The following is a 16605-nucleotide window of genomic DNA, read 5'->3' as shown; positions in this document are numbered from 1 at the left end:
GGCTCCTTATTCCGCCGCTTCGAGGGCGGGAGAGTTTGCGCGCGCGGCAAGGGTGGGGCTGATTTTCTGGACCGCGCCGTCCTTCATCACGAAGACGACCTTTTCCGGCCCGGCGAGGATGGAGATGTCCGCCAGCGGATCGCCGTCGACCAGGATCAGGTCGGCCAGCTTGCCCGGCGCCAGCGTGCCGAGCTCGCCGCCGTATCCCATGGCAAGGCCGCCGTTGCGGGTGGCGCAGACCAGCGCCTCGGCCGGGGTATAGCCGTAGAAATCGACAAAGGACTTGAGGTCGCGCCCCTGTGTGCCCTGCGGGCTCCAGCCGAAGCCGTAGTCGCCGCCGATCAGGTGGCGGATGCCGCGCCTCCGCAGTTCGGTATGCGTCGCAAGCGAGTTTTCCAGCAGGTCCGGAATGTTCATGTAGCCGCCGACTTCCGGCGAGAGCCCGTGCGCCGAAGCCTCGCCCGCCATGATCTGCGCGAAAAGGCCGACGGTGGGGACGACAAAGATGCGGTCCCGCGCCTCCTCCATCATGTCCAGCAGTTCCTCGTCGGCGTATTCGCAGTGGAACAGGCCGTCCACGCCCGCGCGCACGCAGTGCTTGGAGCCTTCGATGGAGCGGGTGTGGGCGTTGATCCTGCGGCCATAGGCATGGGCCGTTTCGGCGGCGACGCGCACTTCCTCGAACGTCATCGGTGTCGTGTGGCCGGGGGTGCCGGGATAGAACGGGTCGCCCGAGACATCGAGCTTCACGTTGTCGATCCCCTCGCGGCAGTGGAGGCGCACGGTCCTGCGCATCTCTTCCACGCCGTCGACGATGGCGGAGGGGCCTTGCCTCGGATTGTGCAGCTTGCTCTCGTCCCCCATCGCGCCGGTGACCGAGATTTCGAGGCCGCCGGCCCGGATGCGCGGACCCGGCAGGCGCCCGGCGTTGACCTCCTCGCGCACGGCGACGGCGAGTTTCAGCTTCGCCTCGGAGGCGCCGTAGGCGGAGGTGAAGCCCGCCTCGATCAGCGCCCTGGCCCCGCGCGCGGCGGTGAAGACCTGCGTTTCGGGGCAGGGGGTGATGAGATCCTCGGTCGCGCAGACATTCTCGAACGAGAGATGCGCGTGGCCCTCGACCATGCCGGGCATCAGGAACAGGCCGCTGGCGTCGATGATGACGTCGCCCGGCTGCGCGGAGGCCGTAGCGCCGACCGAGGTCACGCGGTTGCCCTCGACCACCAGATCGCCCTTGGTGGTGGGCCCGTTTGTCCCTTGGCCTGTCCCGTCGAATATCGTGGCGTTCTGGATCACGGTCCGTCCCACGGTGTCTCTCCTTTCGGCCATCGATGTGCGCGTGGCTCTTGGAGTGCAGGTTAGAAGCGGGCAGCCATGCGGCAAATGACGGGCCGGGCAGAGGGCTTGTCCTGTACCGGAACGTCGCGGGTCGTTCGCACCGGCGGTTTTCCCGCTGGGGCAAGTCGCAAGGCGCGGGGAGCGCTTTGCGCGGGGGCGCGGCTGCGGCATCACGTGTGAAAATCAAACGAAGAGGACCGGGCCGGACTTATGGGCAACCTTCATGTCACCATGACCGACAGCGACGGCGTGAAGCACGAATTTTCCGACGTGGACGAAGGCGTGAGCCTGATGGAACTGGGCCGTTCGCGCGGGGTTGCCGGGATCATGGGCGATTGCGGCGGCGGCTGCGCCTGCGCGACCTGCCACGTCTACGTCGCGGCCGACTGGTGGAGCGCGGTGGGCGAGCCCGACGATGTGGAATTCGCCATGCTCGACATGGTGGCGGACGTCATGAAGGACACCAGCCGCCTCGGCTGCCAGATCAGGATGAAGGGCGATCTGGACGGGCTGGAAGTTACCGTGGCGCCGGCGTCGGGGTACTGAGGGGTCGTTTGTAAAAATGCGCTGAAGGCGCATTTTTGTGCGGCACCGGCCCTCTCCCCCCACCCGACCACCCGATAGGATATGCTCATGGGTGGTCGGGTGGGGGAGAGGGCCGGTGCCGCACGATCCGGCTTCGCCGGATTGTCAAACGGACTCTTCCCCTCGGGACAAGCCTCGGTTCGAGGGCGGGCATGGCTGGCCGTCATCGCCCGGTCCATAGAAGATCGCAAAGACACGCATACGGGACAGGCACATGGCAACGTCAACGCAAATTGGGGCAGGCGAGGATCGGGTGAGCGAGCGGCTGGCGCTGAGCGCAGGGGAACAGGCGCTGCTGGACAGTGGTTCGCTGGCCGATCCCGCGATCCAGGCGCGGCCGCGCGACTACTACCGGGCCATGCGCCACGGCGATCCGATCCATTATGACGCGCGGCTCGGCTCATGGCTGGTGACGCGGCACGAGGACATCTCGGCGGTCCAGTCGGACCCGGTGACCTTCTCGGTCAAGCACGGCTACTCCGAACAGCAGGCGCGCGGCATGCGCGAGGAGTTCCAGGCCTATCTCGAAGAGCATGGCGGCGGTTATTTCCCGGACGCGATCATGTCCGATCCGCCTTACCATACGCGCATCCGCAAGCTGATGGAGCAGGCCTTCACCGCCCACCGCGTAAAGGAACTGGAGCCGCGCATCACCGAAGTGGTGCGCGCCGTGATCGCCGACGTGGTGGCGCGCGGCGATGGCCGCTGCGACGGCGTGAAGGACATCGCCATTCCGCTGACCATCCGCGTGATCGTCGAGCAGCTCGGGCTCGATCAGGGCATGGAGGAGCAGATCTCGCGCTGGTCGGTGGCGGTCACCGCGCAGATCGGCGCGATGCAGAGCCGCGAGACGATGCTGGCCAACGCCGCGCAGATCGCCGAGCTTCAGCAATACCTGATCGCCAAGATGAAAGAGCGCGAGGCGAGCCCTTCGGAAGACATGCTGTCCGATCTGGTCCATGCCGAAGTCACGGGCGAGGATGGCGGCAAGGAAAAGCTGACTTTCGCGGAAGCCGTCTCGCTGGTGCGCGCCACGCTGATCGCGGGCAACGACACCACCGCGACCGCCATCGGCAACCTGTTCTACGCCCTCACCACGCGCCCCGGCATGGCCGAACTGCTGGAAAGCGTGGCAGACGACGATCGTCAACTCAATCGCTTCGTGGAGGAGCATCTGCGTGCCGAACCGCCGGTGCGGGCGCTCAGCCGCATGACCACGCGGGAAGTCACCGTGAACGGCACGAGGATCCCTGCCCATGCGCATATGCTGCTGGTCTACGGATCGGGCAACGACGACGAGACCGTGTTCCCGGACCCGCGCACGTTCGATCCTTTGCGGCCAAACCTTGGGCGTCACGTGGCCTTCGGTGGCGGTCCGCACCGCTGCATCGGGCTGGCGCTGGCGCGCATGGAAGTGAAGGTGGCGGCGCGCGAGATCGTCCGGCAGATGAAGAACCTGAAGCTGGCGATCCCCGAAAGCGCGATACGCTACCAGCCGAGCGTCGCCACGCGTACGATCGAATCGCTGCCGATCACCTTCGAGGCGCGCTGATGGCCGGGGAACTTGCCGGCAAGGTGGCCGTCGTCACCGGCGGCGCCAGCGGCATCGGCCGCGCCACCGCGGCGCTGTTCGTGGCCGAAGGCGCGAAAGTCGTGATCGCCGATATTGCCGGCGAGGCGGGCGAGGCGCTGGCGGAAAGGCTCGGGCCAGCGGCGGTCTACCAGCCCACCGACGTCGCCGATCCGGCGGCGGTGGAGGCGATGATCGAGGCTGCCGTCTCCCGCTTCGGCGGGATCGACGTGCTGTTCAACAATGCGGGCATGTCCTGCGGCGCCTTCCCCAGCTTCCTCGACGATACGCTGGAGGATTTTGACCGGGTGATGCGGGTCAACGTGCTCGGGCCGATGCTGGCCACGCGCAATGCGGCGCGGATCATGGCGCGGCAGGGGCCGGATGGTCGGAAGCGGGGCGGCGTGATCCTCAACAATGCCTCCATTGCCGGCACCCTGGCGGGCCATGCGATGATGACCTACCGCGCGTCCAAGGCGGCGCTGATCCAGTTCTCCAAGTCCTCCGCCATCGATCTGGCGCGGCATGGCATCCGGGTGAACTGCATCGTGCCGGGCCATGTGCGCACCGAACTCTCTTCCTTCGGCGAGCACGGGGCGGAGAGCGGCCTTGCCGCGCGGATCGAGGAGGGGGTGAACGCGGTCTACCTCTCCAACCAGCTGATCAAGCGGCGCGGCGAGCCGGAAGACGTGGCGCAAGTGGCGCTGTTCCTCGCCAGCGAGCGGTCGCGCCACATGACCGGCGCGGTGATCCCGGTCGAGGGCGGTGTGACCGTGGGGGACCCGGTCAACCACCTCGAGGAGATCTTCGACGCCCGCGCCGCGGCCTTTGCGGCAATGGAGCGCGCGGAAAACTGAGCCGGGCCGGAGCCGCGAAATTCGTCTGTCGCGAATTCTCAAACAGTCCTTCTGGCCATTCAATCCGTGGTTACGGCGATAAGCGTTGCACAATTGCATCGCCGGATTGCAAAACATCGCTGCGCAGGCGCCCGAAGATGATGGATGAAGTCATTGTAACGCAAATGTAATCGCACGTTTCTAGCTGCCCCGATCGGTTCAACCCTGAAGGGACTTTCTCCGCGTGCGACATCTTTCCTGCCTTCGACCTGCCCTGCTTCTCGGCTCCGCGCTCGCAACATTCGGCTCCGCCGAGATGGCGATGGCGCAGGACGGCGCCGCTGCCGCTCCGGAGGCCGACAACCCGGGCCTGGGAGAGATCGTCGTGACGGCCGAGCGCCGCCAGGAGAACCTGCAGGACGTGCCGGTGTCGGTCGGCGTCGTCTCGGGCGACCAGCTGCGCGGTTTCCAGGCCGCGGGTGACGATACGCTGGCGCTGGCGGGCCGCGTTCCGGGTCTCTACGCGGAAACCACTACGGGCCGCATCTTCCCGCGCTTCTATATTCGCGGTCTCGGCAATATCGACTTCTACCTCGGCGCCTCGCAGCCGGTGTCGATCATCCAGGACGATGTCGTGCTGGAGCACGTCGTGCTCAAGTCCAACCCGGTCTACGACATGGACCAGGTGGAAGTGCTGCGCGGCCCGCAGGGCTCGCTGTTCGGCCGCAACACCACGGCGGGCATCATCAAGTTCGACACGATCAAGCCCGCGACCGACCGCTGGACCGGCCGCGCCAGTGCCAGCTACGGCTCCTACAACACCGCCACCTTCGACGGCGGCGTCGGCGGCCCGCTGATCCAGGACCTGCTGGCGATCCGCGTTTCCGCGCTCTACCAGCGCCGCGACGACTGGATCGACAACACCTACAGCGGCCCCAGCGCCGACGGCACCGCATCGCCCAGGAAGGACGCCATGGGCGGTTTCGAGGAGCGTGACGCCCGCGTGCAATTGCTGCTGGCGCCGACCGGCAGCGGCTTCTCGATGCTGACCAGCTTCCACGCGCGCAAGTACGACGGCACCTCGACGATCTTCCACCGCGCTGCCTTCACCAAGGGTTCGAACGATGTGTCGGGCGAGCCGCGCAGCAAGATCGCGCTGGACGAGGCGCACAACAACCCGCAGGCCTATGACACCTACGGCGCCTCCAGCCGCATCGCCATGGACTTCGGCCCGGTCACGCTGACCTCGATCACCGCGTGGGAATCGACCTCGGGCTACAGCCGCGGCGATACCGACGGCGGTGCGGCAGCGGACTATCCGGTGAACGGCGTCGCCAACGGCTATGGCCAGTCGCAGGGCAATGTCCGCGATCTCGACCAGCTGACGCAGGAACTGCGCCTCGCCAGCAACGGCGACACCCGCTTCAAGTGGCAGGTCGGCGCGATGTGGTTCGATTCGCGCGACATCACCGATTTCTACCAGCGCGCCTATTTCCTCACGACCGCCGCGCATAACCCCAACAACTGGGTGCGCCTGCGCAACGAGAACACCAGCTGGGCCTTCTTCGGACAGGCCAGCTACGAGCTGGTGGACGGCCTGACGCTGACCGCCGGCGGCCGCTATACCAACGACACCAAGAAGACCCGCCTGCTCAAGACGGCAGACACCATCGCCGGTGCCTCCACTTATACCGGCCGCCGCTATGTGCGCCTGTCGGACGAGAAGCCGAGCTGGGATGCCAGCCTGAACTACAAGGTGAACCCGGACGTCAGCGTCTACGCGCGCGTCGCCACCGGCTTCCGCGGGCCGACCATCCAGGGCCGCTCCGCCGTGTTCAACGCCGACTTCACCACGGCGGATTCGGAAACGATCCTCTCGGGCGAGGCGGGCATCAAGACCCAGCTGTTCGACAACAAGGTGCGCTTCAACCTTTCGGGCTTTGCCTACCGGGTGAAGGACATCCAGCTCAACGGCAACGACGTCAACGGCAACGGCGTGCTGTTCAATGCCGACAAGGCCGAGGCCTACGGCATGGAAGCCGAACTGGAAGCGCGCCCGGTGCCGAACCTGACGCTGACCGCCGGTCTCAGCCTGCTGCATACCGAGATCAAGGACAAGAACGTCTACGCGCAGGTCTGTTCGCTGAACGGCGTGGTGGTCTGCACGGTCGAGGATCCGACGATCGTCATCGCCGGCAGGGGCACTTTCGCGCAGATCGACGGCAATCCGCTGCCCAACGCGCCGAAGTACACCGCCAATGTCGCCGCGCGCTACGACGTGCCGCTGGGCAACGGCGGCTCGCTCTTCGCGGCGACCGACTGGATGTTCCAGGGCTACACCAACTTCGTGCTCTACAAGACCCGGGAGTTCCATTCGAAGGGTGACTTCGAGGGCGGTCTGAAGATCGGCTACTCGGACCCCGGCGGCCAGTACGAGATCGCCGCCTTCGCCCGCAACATCACCGGCGAGAAGAACCTCAAGGGGGTGATCGAGAACTACATGGCCGCCGTGTTCAACGAGCCGCGCGTGATCGGCGCGTCGTTCTCCGGCAAGTTCTGATCCGGGTAAATGCCGCAATGAGGGGCCGGGGGAAACTCCGGCCCTTTTTCGTGCGCCTTCCCGGCATGGCACGGGGCGTCTGGAATGCTTGTCTTAACCCTTGCTGCGCTAGTCTCGGACCGTTCCGCAAATTGACAGGATTGCGGGTGTAGCGGGTACCCGCAAGGGTTGCAGGGTAAGGATTATCGATGATGTTTGGCGCACTTGCGTCAGCGGCTCTCGCGGCTTCGGCGGCGGCTTCGGCCACCGGGCCTGCGGTCAGTGACGCGCCGTGGCAGGATGTCGTGCTGGCGCTCCACAACCGGGAGCGCGCCGCGGTGAGTTCGCCGCCGCTGCGCTGGAGCGCGGATCTTGCCCGCGACGCGGCCCGCTGGGCGCAGCGGCTGGCGGCCTCCGGTGTGCTGCAGCACGACAGCGCCAACCGCAGCGAGGGCGAGAACCTGTGGATGGGGACGCGCGGTGCCTACCGGGTCGAGGACATGGTCGCGGGCTGGGCGGGCGAGAAAGCCCTGCTGCGCCGCATGCGGTCGTGGCAGGACGGGGTCCACCGTGTCGGCCATTATACCCAGATGATCTGGTCCGGCACCACGGCGGTTGGCTGCGGGCTGGCGCAAGGGCGCAGTTTCGAGGTGCTGGTGTGCCGCTACGACCCGCCCGGTAACGTCTGGAACCAGAGCCCCTATCGCGCGCGCACGGCGGTTGCCATCCGGCCTTAGGACAGGAACGCCTCGATCTCACCGGCCACAACGCCGGGCATTTCGAGATTGAGAAGGTGACCGGAGCCGGCATGGTCGATGCGGGCCACATCTTGTCCGGCGCTGGCGATCAGGTTCGCGATCAGACGGAAGTCCTCGGTGTCGCGGGTGCCGGTGAGCAGCAGTGTCGGCACGGAAAGGGCCGTCAGGCGGTCCACGTCGGGCTGTTCGGGGCGCTGGTCGTCCTGCACCCATTGACTGCCGGGGAAGGCCGCGATCGAGGCCTTGAGATGCGCGGCGGCCTCGGGAATGTCGCGGGTGCTGGCGAACAGCGGGTGGTTCCACCACAGTTCGCGGGCATGGGCCATGTCGCCCGAACGGGCGGCGCGGCCCATGGCTTTCCAGCGCTCGATCCAGTCCGTGCTCCATGACCAGCCGAGCATCAGCGGGCTGACCAGAACGAGCCGCCTCACGCGCTGCGGCTGGTCGAGCGCGAAGTGCAGCCCATTGCCGCCGCCCATCGACAGGCCGCAAAGATCGGCGCGCTCCACCTCCAGCGCGTCCAGCAGCGCGAGGAGGTCGTCGGCATGGGAAAAGGCCGCGCCTGGCTCGGCGGGCGAGGCGCCGAAGCCGCGTGCGTCGTAGGCGATCAGCGGCAGGTCGGCAGGAAGCGCGGCGATCACCGCGTCCCAGTCCCGGCGCGACCCGCCGAAGCCGTGGGCCAGCACCAGCGGTGTTTCCGATTTTTGGCCCGAACCTTCGCGCCGCACGCCGACAAGCGTTCCGCCGGTCAGTTCGACGCGAAAGTCCCGCATGGCCGTGCTTACATCCGCTCGGCGAAGCTGCCGTAGCGGCCGCGATGGAACAGCATGGGCTCGTCCTCGCGCACGGTTTCCATGCGCAGGATCTCGCCCAGCACGAACCAGTGATCGCCCGCCTCGGTCACCGAGTAGAGGCGGCATTCGATGGCGGCGATGGAATCGGCGATGATCGGCAGGTTATGCTCGGACACGGTATATTCCACGCCCACGAACTTCTCCGCGCCCTTGGCGGTGACGGCGCGGCAGACCTCGCCCTGATCGCTGGCCATCACGTTCACGCAGAAGTGGCCCGCCTTCTCGATCAGCGGCCAGGAAGTGGAGCGCTTGTCCGGGAAAAAGCCCACCAGCGGCGGATCGAGCGAGACCGAGGTGAACGATCCCACCACCATGCCCGCCGGACGGTCCTCGTCGAGCGCGGTGATCACGCAGACCCCGGTGGGATAGCTGCCCAGAACCTTGCGGAATTCGGCCGGATCGATGGTCGTCGTGGTCACTGTGCGTGCTGTCCCTGAATAGTGCCAATCATGGCGTGAGAACTCCCTCCATGTGCCTGACGGTTTCGTCAAGCCACTGCCGGAACGCCGTTACGCGGGGGAGCTTGCGGATGTCTTGGTGGGTGACGAACCAGAAGCTGCGCAATATCCGCTTTTCGGGCAGCACCGGCACCAGCCGGGCATCGCTTGCGGCCATGAAGCAGGGCAGCACGCCAAGCCCGGCGCCGCTGGCGATCAGGCTCTGCTGCGCGGTGATGCTGGGCGAGCGCAGCGTGGCGCGAAGGCCGGTGTGGATCTCATCGAGATAGCGCAGTTCGGGGGCGTAGATGAGGTCGGGGATATAGCCGACGAGCGCGTGGCCTTCGAGCAGGTCCGCCGGGCGCGCGGGGGTGCCGTGGCGCTCGAGGTAGTCGCGGCTGCCGTAGAGCGCCAGCGTGTAATCCGCCAGCTTGTGCGCCACCAGCGGCCCGGTGCGCGGGCGCGAGAGCATCACCGCCACGTCCGCCTCGCGCCGTCCGGGGCTGAGGAACCCGCTGGAGGCGACAAGATCGATGGCAAGCCGCGGGTGGGCGGACTGGAAGGCGGGCAGGTGGCGGGCGAGGAACCAGCAGCCGAACCCTTCCGAAGTGCTGATGCGCAGAGTGCCGGATAGGCCATCGCTCTGGTCGGCCTGTTCGGAAATCTGTCCGGCGGCTTTCGCCATCGATTCCACGGCGGCAAGCAGGGCCTCGCCCGCTTCGGTCAGGTCCTGGCCGCTGCGGGTCTGTTCGAACAGGCGGGTGCCGAGGGCTGCCTCCAGACGGCGCAACCGGCGGCCCATCGTGGTGGGGTCAACGCCCAGCACGCGCGCGGCAGCGGCCAGTTGCCCCGCCCGGGCGATGGCGAGGAAGGCCTGATAGTCGCTCCAGTCTATCGATGGCATGGATGGGGGCATCGGTAAGGCATCGTCACTGCGGGAAATCATCCATCGGGCTGCAAATGTGCAGTTATCGATGGCGTATTTTCAGCTTGCCTGCAAATCGAGCCGGGACCACCTAGCCATTGAAGGGCGCGCCTGTGCCCGAAGACAGAATTTCGAAAGGATGAGGAATGCGCCTGATTGACCACTTCGTAGTCGGCGGACCCGGCAGCCCGTCCGCGCGCCTCGGCGATGTCTTCAACCCCAGCACCGGCGCGGTGCAGGCGCAAGTGCCGCTGGGCGATGCCGCGCTGCTCGACCGTGCGGTCGCCACCGCGCAGGCGGTGCAGCCCAAGTGGGCGGCGATGAACCCGCAGCGCCGCGCCCGCGTGCTGTTCAAGTTCAAGGAACTGATCGAACAGAACATGCAGAGCCTCGCCGAACTCTTGGCGAGCGAGCATGGCAAGGTGGTGGACGACGCCAAGGGCGACATCCAGCGCGGACTTGAGGTCGTGGAATTCTGCTGCGGCATCCCGCATATGCTGAAGGGCGAATATACCCAGGGCGCGGGGCCGGGCATCGATGTCTATTCGCTGCGCGCGCCGCTCGGCGTGGGCGCGGGCATCACCCCGTTCAACTTCCCGGCGATGATCCCGATGTGGATGTTCGCGCCCGCCGTCGCCGTGGGCAACACCTTCATCCTCAAGCCGTCGGAGCGCGATCCCTCGGTGCCGAACCGCCTTGCCGAACTGTTCCTCGAAGCCGGCGCGCCCGAAGGCGTGCTGCAGGTGGTCCACGGCGACAAGGTGATGGTGGACGCCATCCTCGACCATCCGGGCATCGCCGCGGTCAGCTTCGTCGGCTCGTCCGACATCGCCCACTACGTCTATTCGCGCGGCGTTGCTGCCGGCAAGCGCGTGCAGGCGATGGGCGGCGCGAAGAACCACGCCATCGTCATGCCCGATGCGGACATGGATCAGGCGGTGAACGACATCATGGGCGCCGCCTACGGTTCGGCGGGCGAGCGCTGCATGGCGCTGCCGGTGGCCGTCCCCGTGGGTGACGAGACCGCCGACATCCTGCGCGAAAAGCTGATCGCCGCGATCGACAAGCTGAAGGTCGGCGTCTCCAACGATCCCGAGGCGCAGTACGGCCCGGTCGTCACCGCCGTGCACAAGCAGAAGATCGAGAACTGGATCCAGACTGGCGTCGACGAGGGCGCGGAACTGGTCGTCGACGGTCGCGGTTTCTCGCTTCAGGGCTATGAGGAAGGCTTTTTTGTCGGCCCGTCGCTGTTCGACCATGTGACGCCCGAGATGAGCGCCTACAAGGAGGAGATCTTCGGCCCGGTGCTGCAGATCGTCCGCGCCAAGACCTTCGAGGAAGCGGTGGAACTGCCCACCCGGCACCAGTACGGCAACGGCGTCGCCATCTTCACGCGCAACGGCCACGCCGCGCGCGAGTTCGTCAGCCGCGTGCAGGTCGGCATGGTCGGCGTCAACGTGCCGATCCCGGTGCCGGTCAGCTACCACAGCTTCGGCGGCTGGAAGCGGTCGGCCTTTGGCGATCACAACCAGTACGGCATGGAAGGCGTGCGCTTCTGGACCAAGGTGAAGACGGTGACGCAGCGCTGGCCGGACGGCGGCGCGGGCGACAGCGCCTTCATCATTCCGACCATGGGGTGATGTAAGGAACAGCGGGGTAGCTCAGGGCGTTCCTGCTTGAATGCCCGAAGTGCAAAAGGACGTTTCGTGATGAATATCAGGACCCTGGCCGCCCCGCTTTCCCTCTCCGTCGCGCTCGCTCTGGGTCTGTCGGCCTGCCAGAAGCAGCCGCAGCCCGAAGCGAGCGCGACGAGCGAGGCCCCGGTGGAGGAGGTCGCAACGCAAGCCGCTCCGGCCCCGCTACCCACCGCAATCCCCGAGGGCCTGCGCGGGCGCTGGGGCATGGTGGCGGCGGACTGCACCAGCACCGCCGGCGATGCCAAGGGCCTGCTCGTCATCGACGACAAGCGGCTGACCTTCTACGAGGCGGTTGCCTCGCTCGGCACGATAAAGTCGGCCTCGGCCAATGCGATCGAAGCCGATTTCGCCTTTTCGGGCGAAGGGCAGAGCTGGAACCTTGACGTTGCGCTCTCCAGCCCCGACGGCGGCAGGACGCTGGTCCGCAAGGACACCGGGCCCGATGCCGCACCCGGAACGCTAACCTACAAGAAGTGCGCCTAGAGGCGCCCACCAGACAGCAGGACCCCGATGACCGAACAGTTTGGCCTCACCGAAGACCAGCTCGCGATCCAGGAAACGGCGCGCAAGTTCACTGCCGACCGTATCACCCCCTTCGCGGCCGAGTGGGACGAGAAGCACCACTATCCGGTGGACGTGTGGAAGGCGGCGGGCGAGCTGGGCTTCGGCGCGATCTACGTTTCGGAAGAGAACGGCGGCATCGGCCTTGGTCGTCTCGACGCGGCGCTGATCATGGAGGCCATGTCCTACGGCTGCCCGGCGACCAGCGCCTATATCTCGATCCACAACATGGTCGCCTGGATGATCGACCAGTTCGGCGACCAGCAGCTCAAGGACCGCTATCTTCCCGATCTGGTGACGATGGACAAGATCGGCTCCTACTGCCTGACCGAGCCGGGCTCGGGCTCCGACGCGGCGGCGCTCAAGACCACCGCGCGGCTGGACGGCGATCACTACGTCCTCAATGGCACCAAGCAGTTCATCTCCGGCGGCGGCGTCAACGACGTCTACGTGGTGATGGCGCGCACCGGCGAGCACAAGTCGCGCGGGGTCTCCTGCTTCGTGGTCGACAAGGATACGCCCGGTGTTTCCTTCGGCGCGCCTGAAAAGAAGCTGGGCTGGAACGCCTCTCCCACCGCGCAAGTGATCTTCGAGGATGCGCGCATCCCGGTGGAGAACCGCGTGGGCGCCGAGGGTGACGGCTTCAAGTTCGCGATGGCGGGGCTCGATGGTGGCCGTCTCAACATCGGTGCCTGCTCGCTGGGCGGTGCGCAGCGTTGCCTCGACGAAGCAATCCAGTACGTGAAGGACCGCAGGCAGTTCGACCAGCCGATCGGCGAATTCCAGAACACCCAGTTCCGCCTCGCCGACATGGCCGCCGAACTGGAAGCGGCCCGCGCGCTGCTCTATCTTGCGGCGGCCAAGGTGACGGCAGGGGCACCGGACAAGACCCGCTTTGCCGCCATGGCCAAGATGATGGCCAGCGACACCGGTTCCTCGGTGGTCGACCGGGCGCTGCAGATGTTTGGCGGATACGGCTATCTCAAGGACTATCCGATCGAGCGCTTCTGGCGCGACTTGCGTGTCCATCGTATCCTCGAAGGCACCAACGAGGTCATGCGCATGATCATCGGCCGCGACCTCCTCAAGTAAGCCTTTGCGGGGATGACCATGACCACCGATATCCTGACCGAAGAACTGCTTACGTCCCGCGAAGGCATTGCCGGGGTGATCGCGCTGAACCGCCCCAAGGCGATCCATGCGCTGACCCTGGGCATGTGCGAATCGATGAGCGATTCGCTGACCCGCTGGGCGGCCGATCCCGAGGTGAAGGCGGTCTGGATCGAGCACAGCGAAGGGCGCGGGTTCTGCTCGGGCGGGGACATCAGCCTGCTGCGCCGTTCCGCGCTGGAGGATGAAGGGCGCGAGGGGCAGCGGTTCTTTTTTGCCGAATACCGGCTGAACCATCAATTGTTCGAATATGCCAAGCCCGTGGTCGCCTTCATGGACGGCATCACCATGGGCGGGGGCGTCGGCATCTCGCAGCCCGCGCAGTACCGCGTGGCGACCGAGAACACCCGCTTTGCCATGCCCGAAACCGGCATCGGCCTGTTCCCCGACGTCGGCGGGGGCTGGTACCTTTCGCGGCTGGAAGGGCGGCTGGGCCAGTTCCTGGCGCTCACCGGCGCGCGGCTGGACGGGGCGGAATGCCTCTGGGCCGGACTTGCCACGCATTACCTCCAGAGCGAGGACCTGCCCGAAGCCAAGCGCCGCATCGCCGCCGGGCATGACATCGGCGCCGTGCTCACCGCGCTGTCGGTGACCCCGCCGGAACCGAAGATCGCCGCGCACGATGCGCAGATCCGCAAACACTTCGCGTTCGACACGCTGGAACAGGTGCTGGTCTCGCTGGAAGGCGACGACAGCGAATGGGCCGTGCGCGAACTGGCGACCTTGCGCACCAAGAGCCCGCAGGCCTGCAAGGTCTCGCTGCGCCAGCTTGCCTCCTCGCTGAGCTTGGATACTTTCGCGCAGAACATGGCGATGGAGTACCGCATCGGCAGCCGCGTGCTGGTCCTGCCGGACTTTGCCGAGGGCGTGCGCGCGGTGATCGTCGACAAGGACCATGCGCCGAAGTGGAACCCTGCGCGGCCCGAAGAGGTGACGCCGGAACGGCTGGACGCGATCTTCGCGCCGCTGCCGCCCGAGGAAGAGTGGAGGCCGATTTGACGTTTGCGACGCCGATCGATCTCTACCACGTCGTCAAGAAATCCTGGGGCCCCGACAGCATTCCCGATCCGTTCGATCCGGCCAACCCGTGCCGCAACCAGTGTGCGGTAACGGCGCTGGCGGTGCGGCACTACTTCGGCGGGGACATCTTCAAGACGGCCACGAAGGGCGGCACGCATTTCTACAACCGGATCGACGGCCGGTTCTGGGATCTGGCGACCGATCAGTTCGATGAGCCGATCCCCTACGACAACACGCCGACCTCCGCCGAAGAGGCGCACGAACACGCCAGCCCGGCCCATCTGGCCGCGCTGATCGCCAACATCGAAGCGAACACCTGAAGGAACTATGATGAGCTACGAGACGATTCTGGTCGAAAAGAAGGACAACGTCACTCTCATCACGCTGAACCGCCCGCAGGCGCTCAATGCGCTGAATTCCAGGGTTCTGGCCGATCTGATCGAGGCTTTTGCCGCGTTCGAGGCGGATGCGACGCAGGGCTGCGCGGTGCTGACCGGATCGGGCGAGAAGGCCTTTGCCGCCGGCGCCGACATCAAGGAGATGTCGGACAAGCCCAGCGCCGAGTTCTATTCGCAGGACTTCTTCGCCGGCTGGACCAGCCATGTTGTCAAGGCCACGCGCAAGCCGTGGATCGCGGCGGTGAACGGCTTTGCGCTCGGCGGCGGCTGCGAACTGGCGATGATGGCGGATTTCATCATCGCGTCCGAAAACGCCAAGTTCGGCCAGCCGGAGATCAAGCTGGGCGTGGCGCCGGGCATGGGCGGTTCGCAGCGCCTGACCCGCGCGGTGGGCAAGTCCAAGGCGATGGACATGTGCCTGACCGGCCGCATGATGGACGCCGCCGAAGCCGAGCGTTCGGGCCTCGTCAGCCGGGTGGTGCCGCTTGACCAGCTTCTGGACGAGGCGCTGAAGGCCGCTGCAACCATCGCCGGAATGCCGCCGCTGGCCGCGATGATGAACAAGGAAATGGTCAACATCGCCTTCGAGACCACGCTCGACACCGGCCTCGTGATGGAGCGCCGCATGTTCCAGGTGCTGACCGCCACCGAGGACAAGGCCGAAGGTATGGCCGCCTTCGTCGAGAAGCGGCCCGGCGTCTGGAAGGGCAAGTAAGTTTGCGTGAAGGGGGGGGCGCCCTGATTGGTGCGGTCCCCCTTCGTCAGCAATTTCGTCATTCCCGCGCAGGCGGGAATCCCGCTTCTGGCCGGCCGCATGCGCGCTGTTCCGCAAGCGGGATCCCCGCCTGCGCGGGGATGACGGGGAAGGGGGCTACGCTTCGAATGGAAGCCTTTGCCCGCATGAGTTGGGAGAGAATGTCATGAAAATCGCCTTCATCGGCCTTGGCAACATGGGCGGCGGCATGGCCGCGAATCTCGTGAAGGCGGGCCACGTGGTGAACGCCTTCGACTTGTCCGGCGAGGCGCTGGCCCGTGCGGCCGAGCATGGCTGCACCGCCTTCGAGACCGTTCCCGATGCGGTCGAAGGTGTCGATGCCGTCGTCACCATGCTGCCCAATGGCGGCATCGTCCGCGCGGTCTATACGCAGGATGTTTTTGGCAAGGCGCCCGAGGGCGCGCTGTTCCTCGACTGTTCGACCATCGACCTCGCCACCGCGCGCGAGGTTGTCGAACTGGCGCAGGCGGCGGGTTACGCGATGGCCGATGCCCCCGTCTCGGGCGGGATCGCGGCAGCCAACGGCGGTACGCTGACCTTCATGGTCGGCGGCAGCGATGCCGTGTTCGAACGGGCCAAGGCGGTGCTGGAACCGATGGCCAAGGCGGTGATCCATGCCGGGGACACCGGGGCCGGGCAGGTCGCCAAGATGTGCAACAACATGCTGCTGGCGATCCACATGATCGGCACTTGCGAGGCGCTGGCGCTGGCCGAAAAGGCGGGCCTCGATCCGCAGACGTTCTACGAGATCAGCTCGAAGGCCACCGGTTACTGCTGGTCGCTCAACGACTATACGCCGATGCCGGGCGTCGGCGCGGCGAGCCCGGCGGACAACGGCTATGCGGGCGGCTTTGCTTCGGCGCTGATGCTGAAGGACCTGCGTCTGGCGATGGCGGGGGCGGAAACCTCCGGCGCCACCGTGCCGATGGGCGAACATGCGACAAAAATCTACGAGGCCTTTGTCGAGGCCGGCAATGGCGGCAAGGACTTCGGCGCGATCTTCACGACGCTGTGAAGCGCCGCAGCATCGCCCAGAAAGCAATGGGCGCGCCGCGGAGTTGGCGGGCGTAAATGGGGGTGCAGGGGGGCGAAATTTGTCCTGAGCTTCGCCGAAGGGCTTCCCTGCGTCCTCTCTTTTCTAAAGC

16 protein-coding genes are annotated in these 16605 nt (G+C 66.4%); 12 read left to right on the top strand and 4 right to left on the bottom strand.

Features of this window, described 5'->3' with window-relative positions:
- Nucleotides 1–6 precede the first annotated feature (6 nt).
- Complete coding sequence (locus DM450_RS10755) at nt 7–1305, bottom strand: amidohydrolase family protein (RefSeq protein ID WP_142634710.1); 1299 nt, start codon at nt 1303–1305, stop codon at nt 7–9.
- Nucleotides 1306–1545: 240 nt separating this feature from the next.
- Between DM450_RS10755 and DM450_RS10750 the strand changes: the two genes are divergently transcribed.
- The 5 genes from DM450_RS10750 to DM450_RS10730 all read left to right on the top strand — a co-directional run bounded on the left by DM450_RS10750 (nt 1546) and on the right by DM450_RS10730 (nt 7602).
- Nucleotides 1546–1881, top strand: coding sequence for a 2Fe-2S iron-sulfur cluster-binding protein (locus DM450_RS10750; protein ID WP_142634708.1), 336 nt, complete (start codon nt 1546–1548; stop codon nt 1879–1881).
- 253 nt (nt 1882–2134) lie between these two features.
- On the top strand, nt 2135–3472 hold the full coding sequence (locus DM450_RS10745; RefSeq protein WP_142634706.1) for a cytochrome P450: 1338 nt from the start codon (nt 2135–2137) through the stop codon (nt 3470–3472).
- Complete coding sequence (locus DM450_RS10740; protein ID WP_142634704.1) at nt 3472–4347, top strand: SDR family NAD(P)-dependent oxidoreductase; 876 nt, start codon at nt 3472–3474, stop codon at nt 4345–4347. Before DM450_RS10745 ends, DM450_RS10740 begins: the two co-directional genes overlap by 1 nt.
- 295 nt (nt 4348–4642) lie before the next feature.
- Complete coding sequence (locus DM450_RS10735) at nt 4643–6886, top strand: TonB-dependent receptor (RefSeq protein WP_142637758.1); 2244 nt, start codon at nt 4643–4645, stop codon at nt 6884–6886.
- Between the two features lie 188 nt (nt 6887–7074).
- Nucleotides 7075–7602, top strand: coding sequence for a CAP domain-containing protein (locus tag DM450_RS10730; protein ID WP_260609790.1), 528 nt, complete (start codon nt 7075–7077; stop codon nt 7600–7602).
- Here the strand turns inward: DM450_RS10730 and DM450_RS10725 are convergent.
- Genes DM450_RS10725 through DM450_RS10715 form a run of 3 tightly spaced genes read right to left on the bottom strand, consistent with a single transcriptional unit; the run spans nt 7599 to nt 9818 of the window.
- Nucleotides 7599–8396 (bottom strand): alpha/beta fold hydrolase, encoded by a 798-nt coding sequence (locus DM450_RS10725; RefSeq protein WP_142634702.1) that lies wholly within the window; start codon nt 8394–8396, stop codon nt 7599–7601. The genes DM450_RS10730 and DM450_RS10725 overlap by 4 nt on opposite strands.
- A gap of 8 nt (nt 8397–8404) precedes the next feature.
- Nucleotides 8405–8896: a flavin reductase family protein gene (locus DM450_RS10720; protein ID WP_142634700.1), complete on the bottom strand. Its 492-nt coding sequence runs from the start codon at nt 8894–8896 to the stop codon at nt 8405–8407.
- A 28-nt stretch (nt 8897–8924) separates the two neighbouring features.
- Nucleotides 8925–9818 (bottom strand): LysR family transcriptional regulator, encoded by an 894-nt coding sequence (locus DM450_RS10715; protein ID WP_142634698.1) that lies wholly within the window; start codon nt 9816–9818, stop codon nt 8925–8927.
- Nucleotides 9819–9985: 167 nt separating this feature from the next.
- On the opposite strand from DM450_RS10715, the gene DM450_RS10710 reads away from it, so the two are divergent.
- From DM450_RS10710 to mmsB, 7 genes are all read left to right on the top strand, one after another.
- Nucleotides 9986–11479, top strand: coding sequence for a CoA-acylating methylmalonate-semialdehyde dehydrogenase (locus DM450_RS10710; RefSeq protein ID WP_142634696.1), 1494 nt, complete (start codon nt 9986–9988; stop codon nt 11477–11479).
- Nucleotides 11480–11548: 69 nt separating this feature from the next.
- Nucleotides 11549–12019, top strand: a complete 471-nt coding sequence (locus DM450_RS10705) for a hypothetical protein (protein WP_142634694.1) — start codon at nt 11549–11551, stop codon at nt 12017–12019.
- A gap of 27 nt (nt 12020–12046) precedes the next feature.
- Nucleotides 12047–13189, top strand: coding sequence for an acyl-CoA dehydrogenase family protein (locus DM450_RS10700; RefSeq protein WP_142634692.1), 1143 nt, complete (start codon nt 12047–12049; stop codon nt 13187–13189).
- Between the two features lie 18 nt (nt 13190–13207).
- On the top strand, nt 13208–14266 hold the full coding sequence (locus DM450_RS10695; protein WP_260609788.1) for an enoyl-CoA hydratase/isomerase family protein: 1059 nt from the start codon (nt 13208–13210) through the stop codon (nt 14264–14266).
- Nucleotides 14263–14607 carry a hypothetical protein gene (locus tag DM450_RS10690; RefSeq protein ID WP_185928589.1) on the top strand — a complete coding sequence of 115 codons (345 nt, stop codon included), beginning with the start codon at nt 14263–14265 and terminating at the stop codon, nt 14605–14607. Before DM450_RS10695 ends, DM450_RS10690 begins: the two co-directional genes overlap by 4 nt.
- 10 nt (nt 14608–14617) lie before the next feature.
- Nucleotides 14618–15400, top strand: a complete 783-nt coding sequence (locus tag DM450_RS10685) for an enoyl-CoA hydratase-related protein (protein WP_142634690.1) — start codon at nt 14618–14620, stop codon at nt 15398–15400.
- Nucleotides 15401–15605: 205 nt separating this feature from the next.
- Nucleotides 15606–16475 carry a 3-hydroxyisobutyrate dehydrogenase gene (gene mmsB / locus DM450_RS10675; RefSeq protein WP_142634689.1) on the top strand — a complete coding sequence of 290 codons (870 nt, stop codon included), beginning with the start codon at nt 15606–15608 and terminating at the stop codon, nt 16473–16475.
- Nucleotides 16476–16605 lie beyond the last annotated feature (130 nt).

Source organism: Sphingomonas sp. IC081, assembly GCF_006874585.1.
Lineage (GTDB): Bacteria > Pseudomonadota > Alphaproteobacteria > Sphingomonadales > Sphingomonadaceae > Novosphingobium.
Note: the sequence above shows the minus strand (reverse complement) of the source record. Positions and strands in the feature narration are given on the sequence as shown.

What these genes read in the sequence shown, in the direction of transcription:
- DM450_RS10745 (WP_142634706.1), top strand. Translation starts at nt 2,135, where the DNA reads ATGGCAACGTCAACGCAAATTGGGGCAGGCGAGGATCGGGTGAGCGAG.
- DM450_RS10715 (WP_142634698.1), bottom strand. Translation starts at nt 9,818, where the DNA reads ATGCCATCGATAGACTGGAGCGACTATCAGGCCTTCCTCGCCATCGCC.
- DM450_RS10725 (WP_142634702.1), bottom strand. Translation starts at nt 8,396, where the DNA reads ATGCGGGACTTTCGCGTCGAACTGACCGGCGGAACGCTTGTCGGCGTG.
- DM450_RS10750 (WP_142634708.1), top strand. Translation starts at nt 1,546, where the DNA reads ATGGGCAACCTTCATGTCACCATGACCGACAGCGACGGCGTGAAGCAC.
- DM450_RS10710 (WP_142634696.1), top strand. Translation starts at nt 9,986, where the DNA reads ATGCGCCTGATTGACCACTTCGTAGTCGGCGGACCCGGCAGCCCGTCC.
- DM450_RS10740 (WP_142634704.1), top strand. Translation starts at nt 3,472, where the DNA reads ATGGCCGGGGAACTTGCCGGCAAGGTGGCCGTCGTCACCGGCGGCGCC.
- DM450_RS10685 (WP_142634690.1), top strand. Translation starts at nt 14,618, where the DNA reads ATGAGCTACGAGACGATTCTGGTCGAAAAGAAGGACAACGTCACTCTC.
- DM450_RS10705 (WP_142634694.1), top strand. Translation starts at nt 11,549, where the DNA reads ATGAATATCAGGACCCTGGCCGCCCCGCTTTCCCTCTCCGTCGCGCTC.
- DM450_RS10730 (WP_260609790.1), top strand. Translation starts at nt 7,075, where the DNA reads ATGATGTTTGGCGCACTTGCGTCAGCGGCTCTCGCGGCTTCGGCGGCG.
- DM450_RS10700 (WP_142634692.1), top strand. Translation starts at nt 12,047, where the DNA reads ATGACCGAACAGTTTGGCCTCACCGAAGACCAGCTCGCGATCCAGGAA.
- mmsB (WP_142634689.1), top strand. Translation starts at nt 15,606, where the DNA reads ATGAAAATCGCCTTCATCGGCCTTGGCAACATGGGCGGCGGCATGGCC.
- DM450_RS10695 (WP_260609788.1), top strand. Translation starts at nt 13,208, where the DNA reads ATGACCACCGATATCCTGACCGAAGAACTGCTTACGTCCCGCGAAGGC.
- DM450_RS10735 (WP_142637758.1), top strand. Translation starts at nt 4,643, where the DNA reads ATGGCGATGGCGCAGGACGGCGCCGCTGCCGCTCCGGAGGCCGACAAC.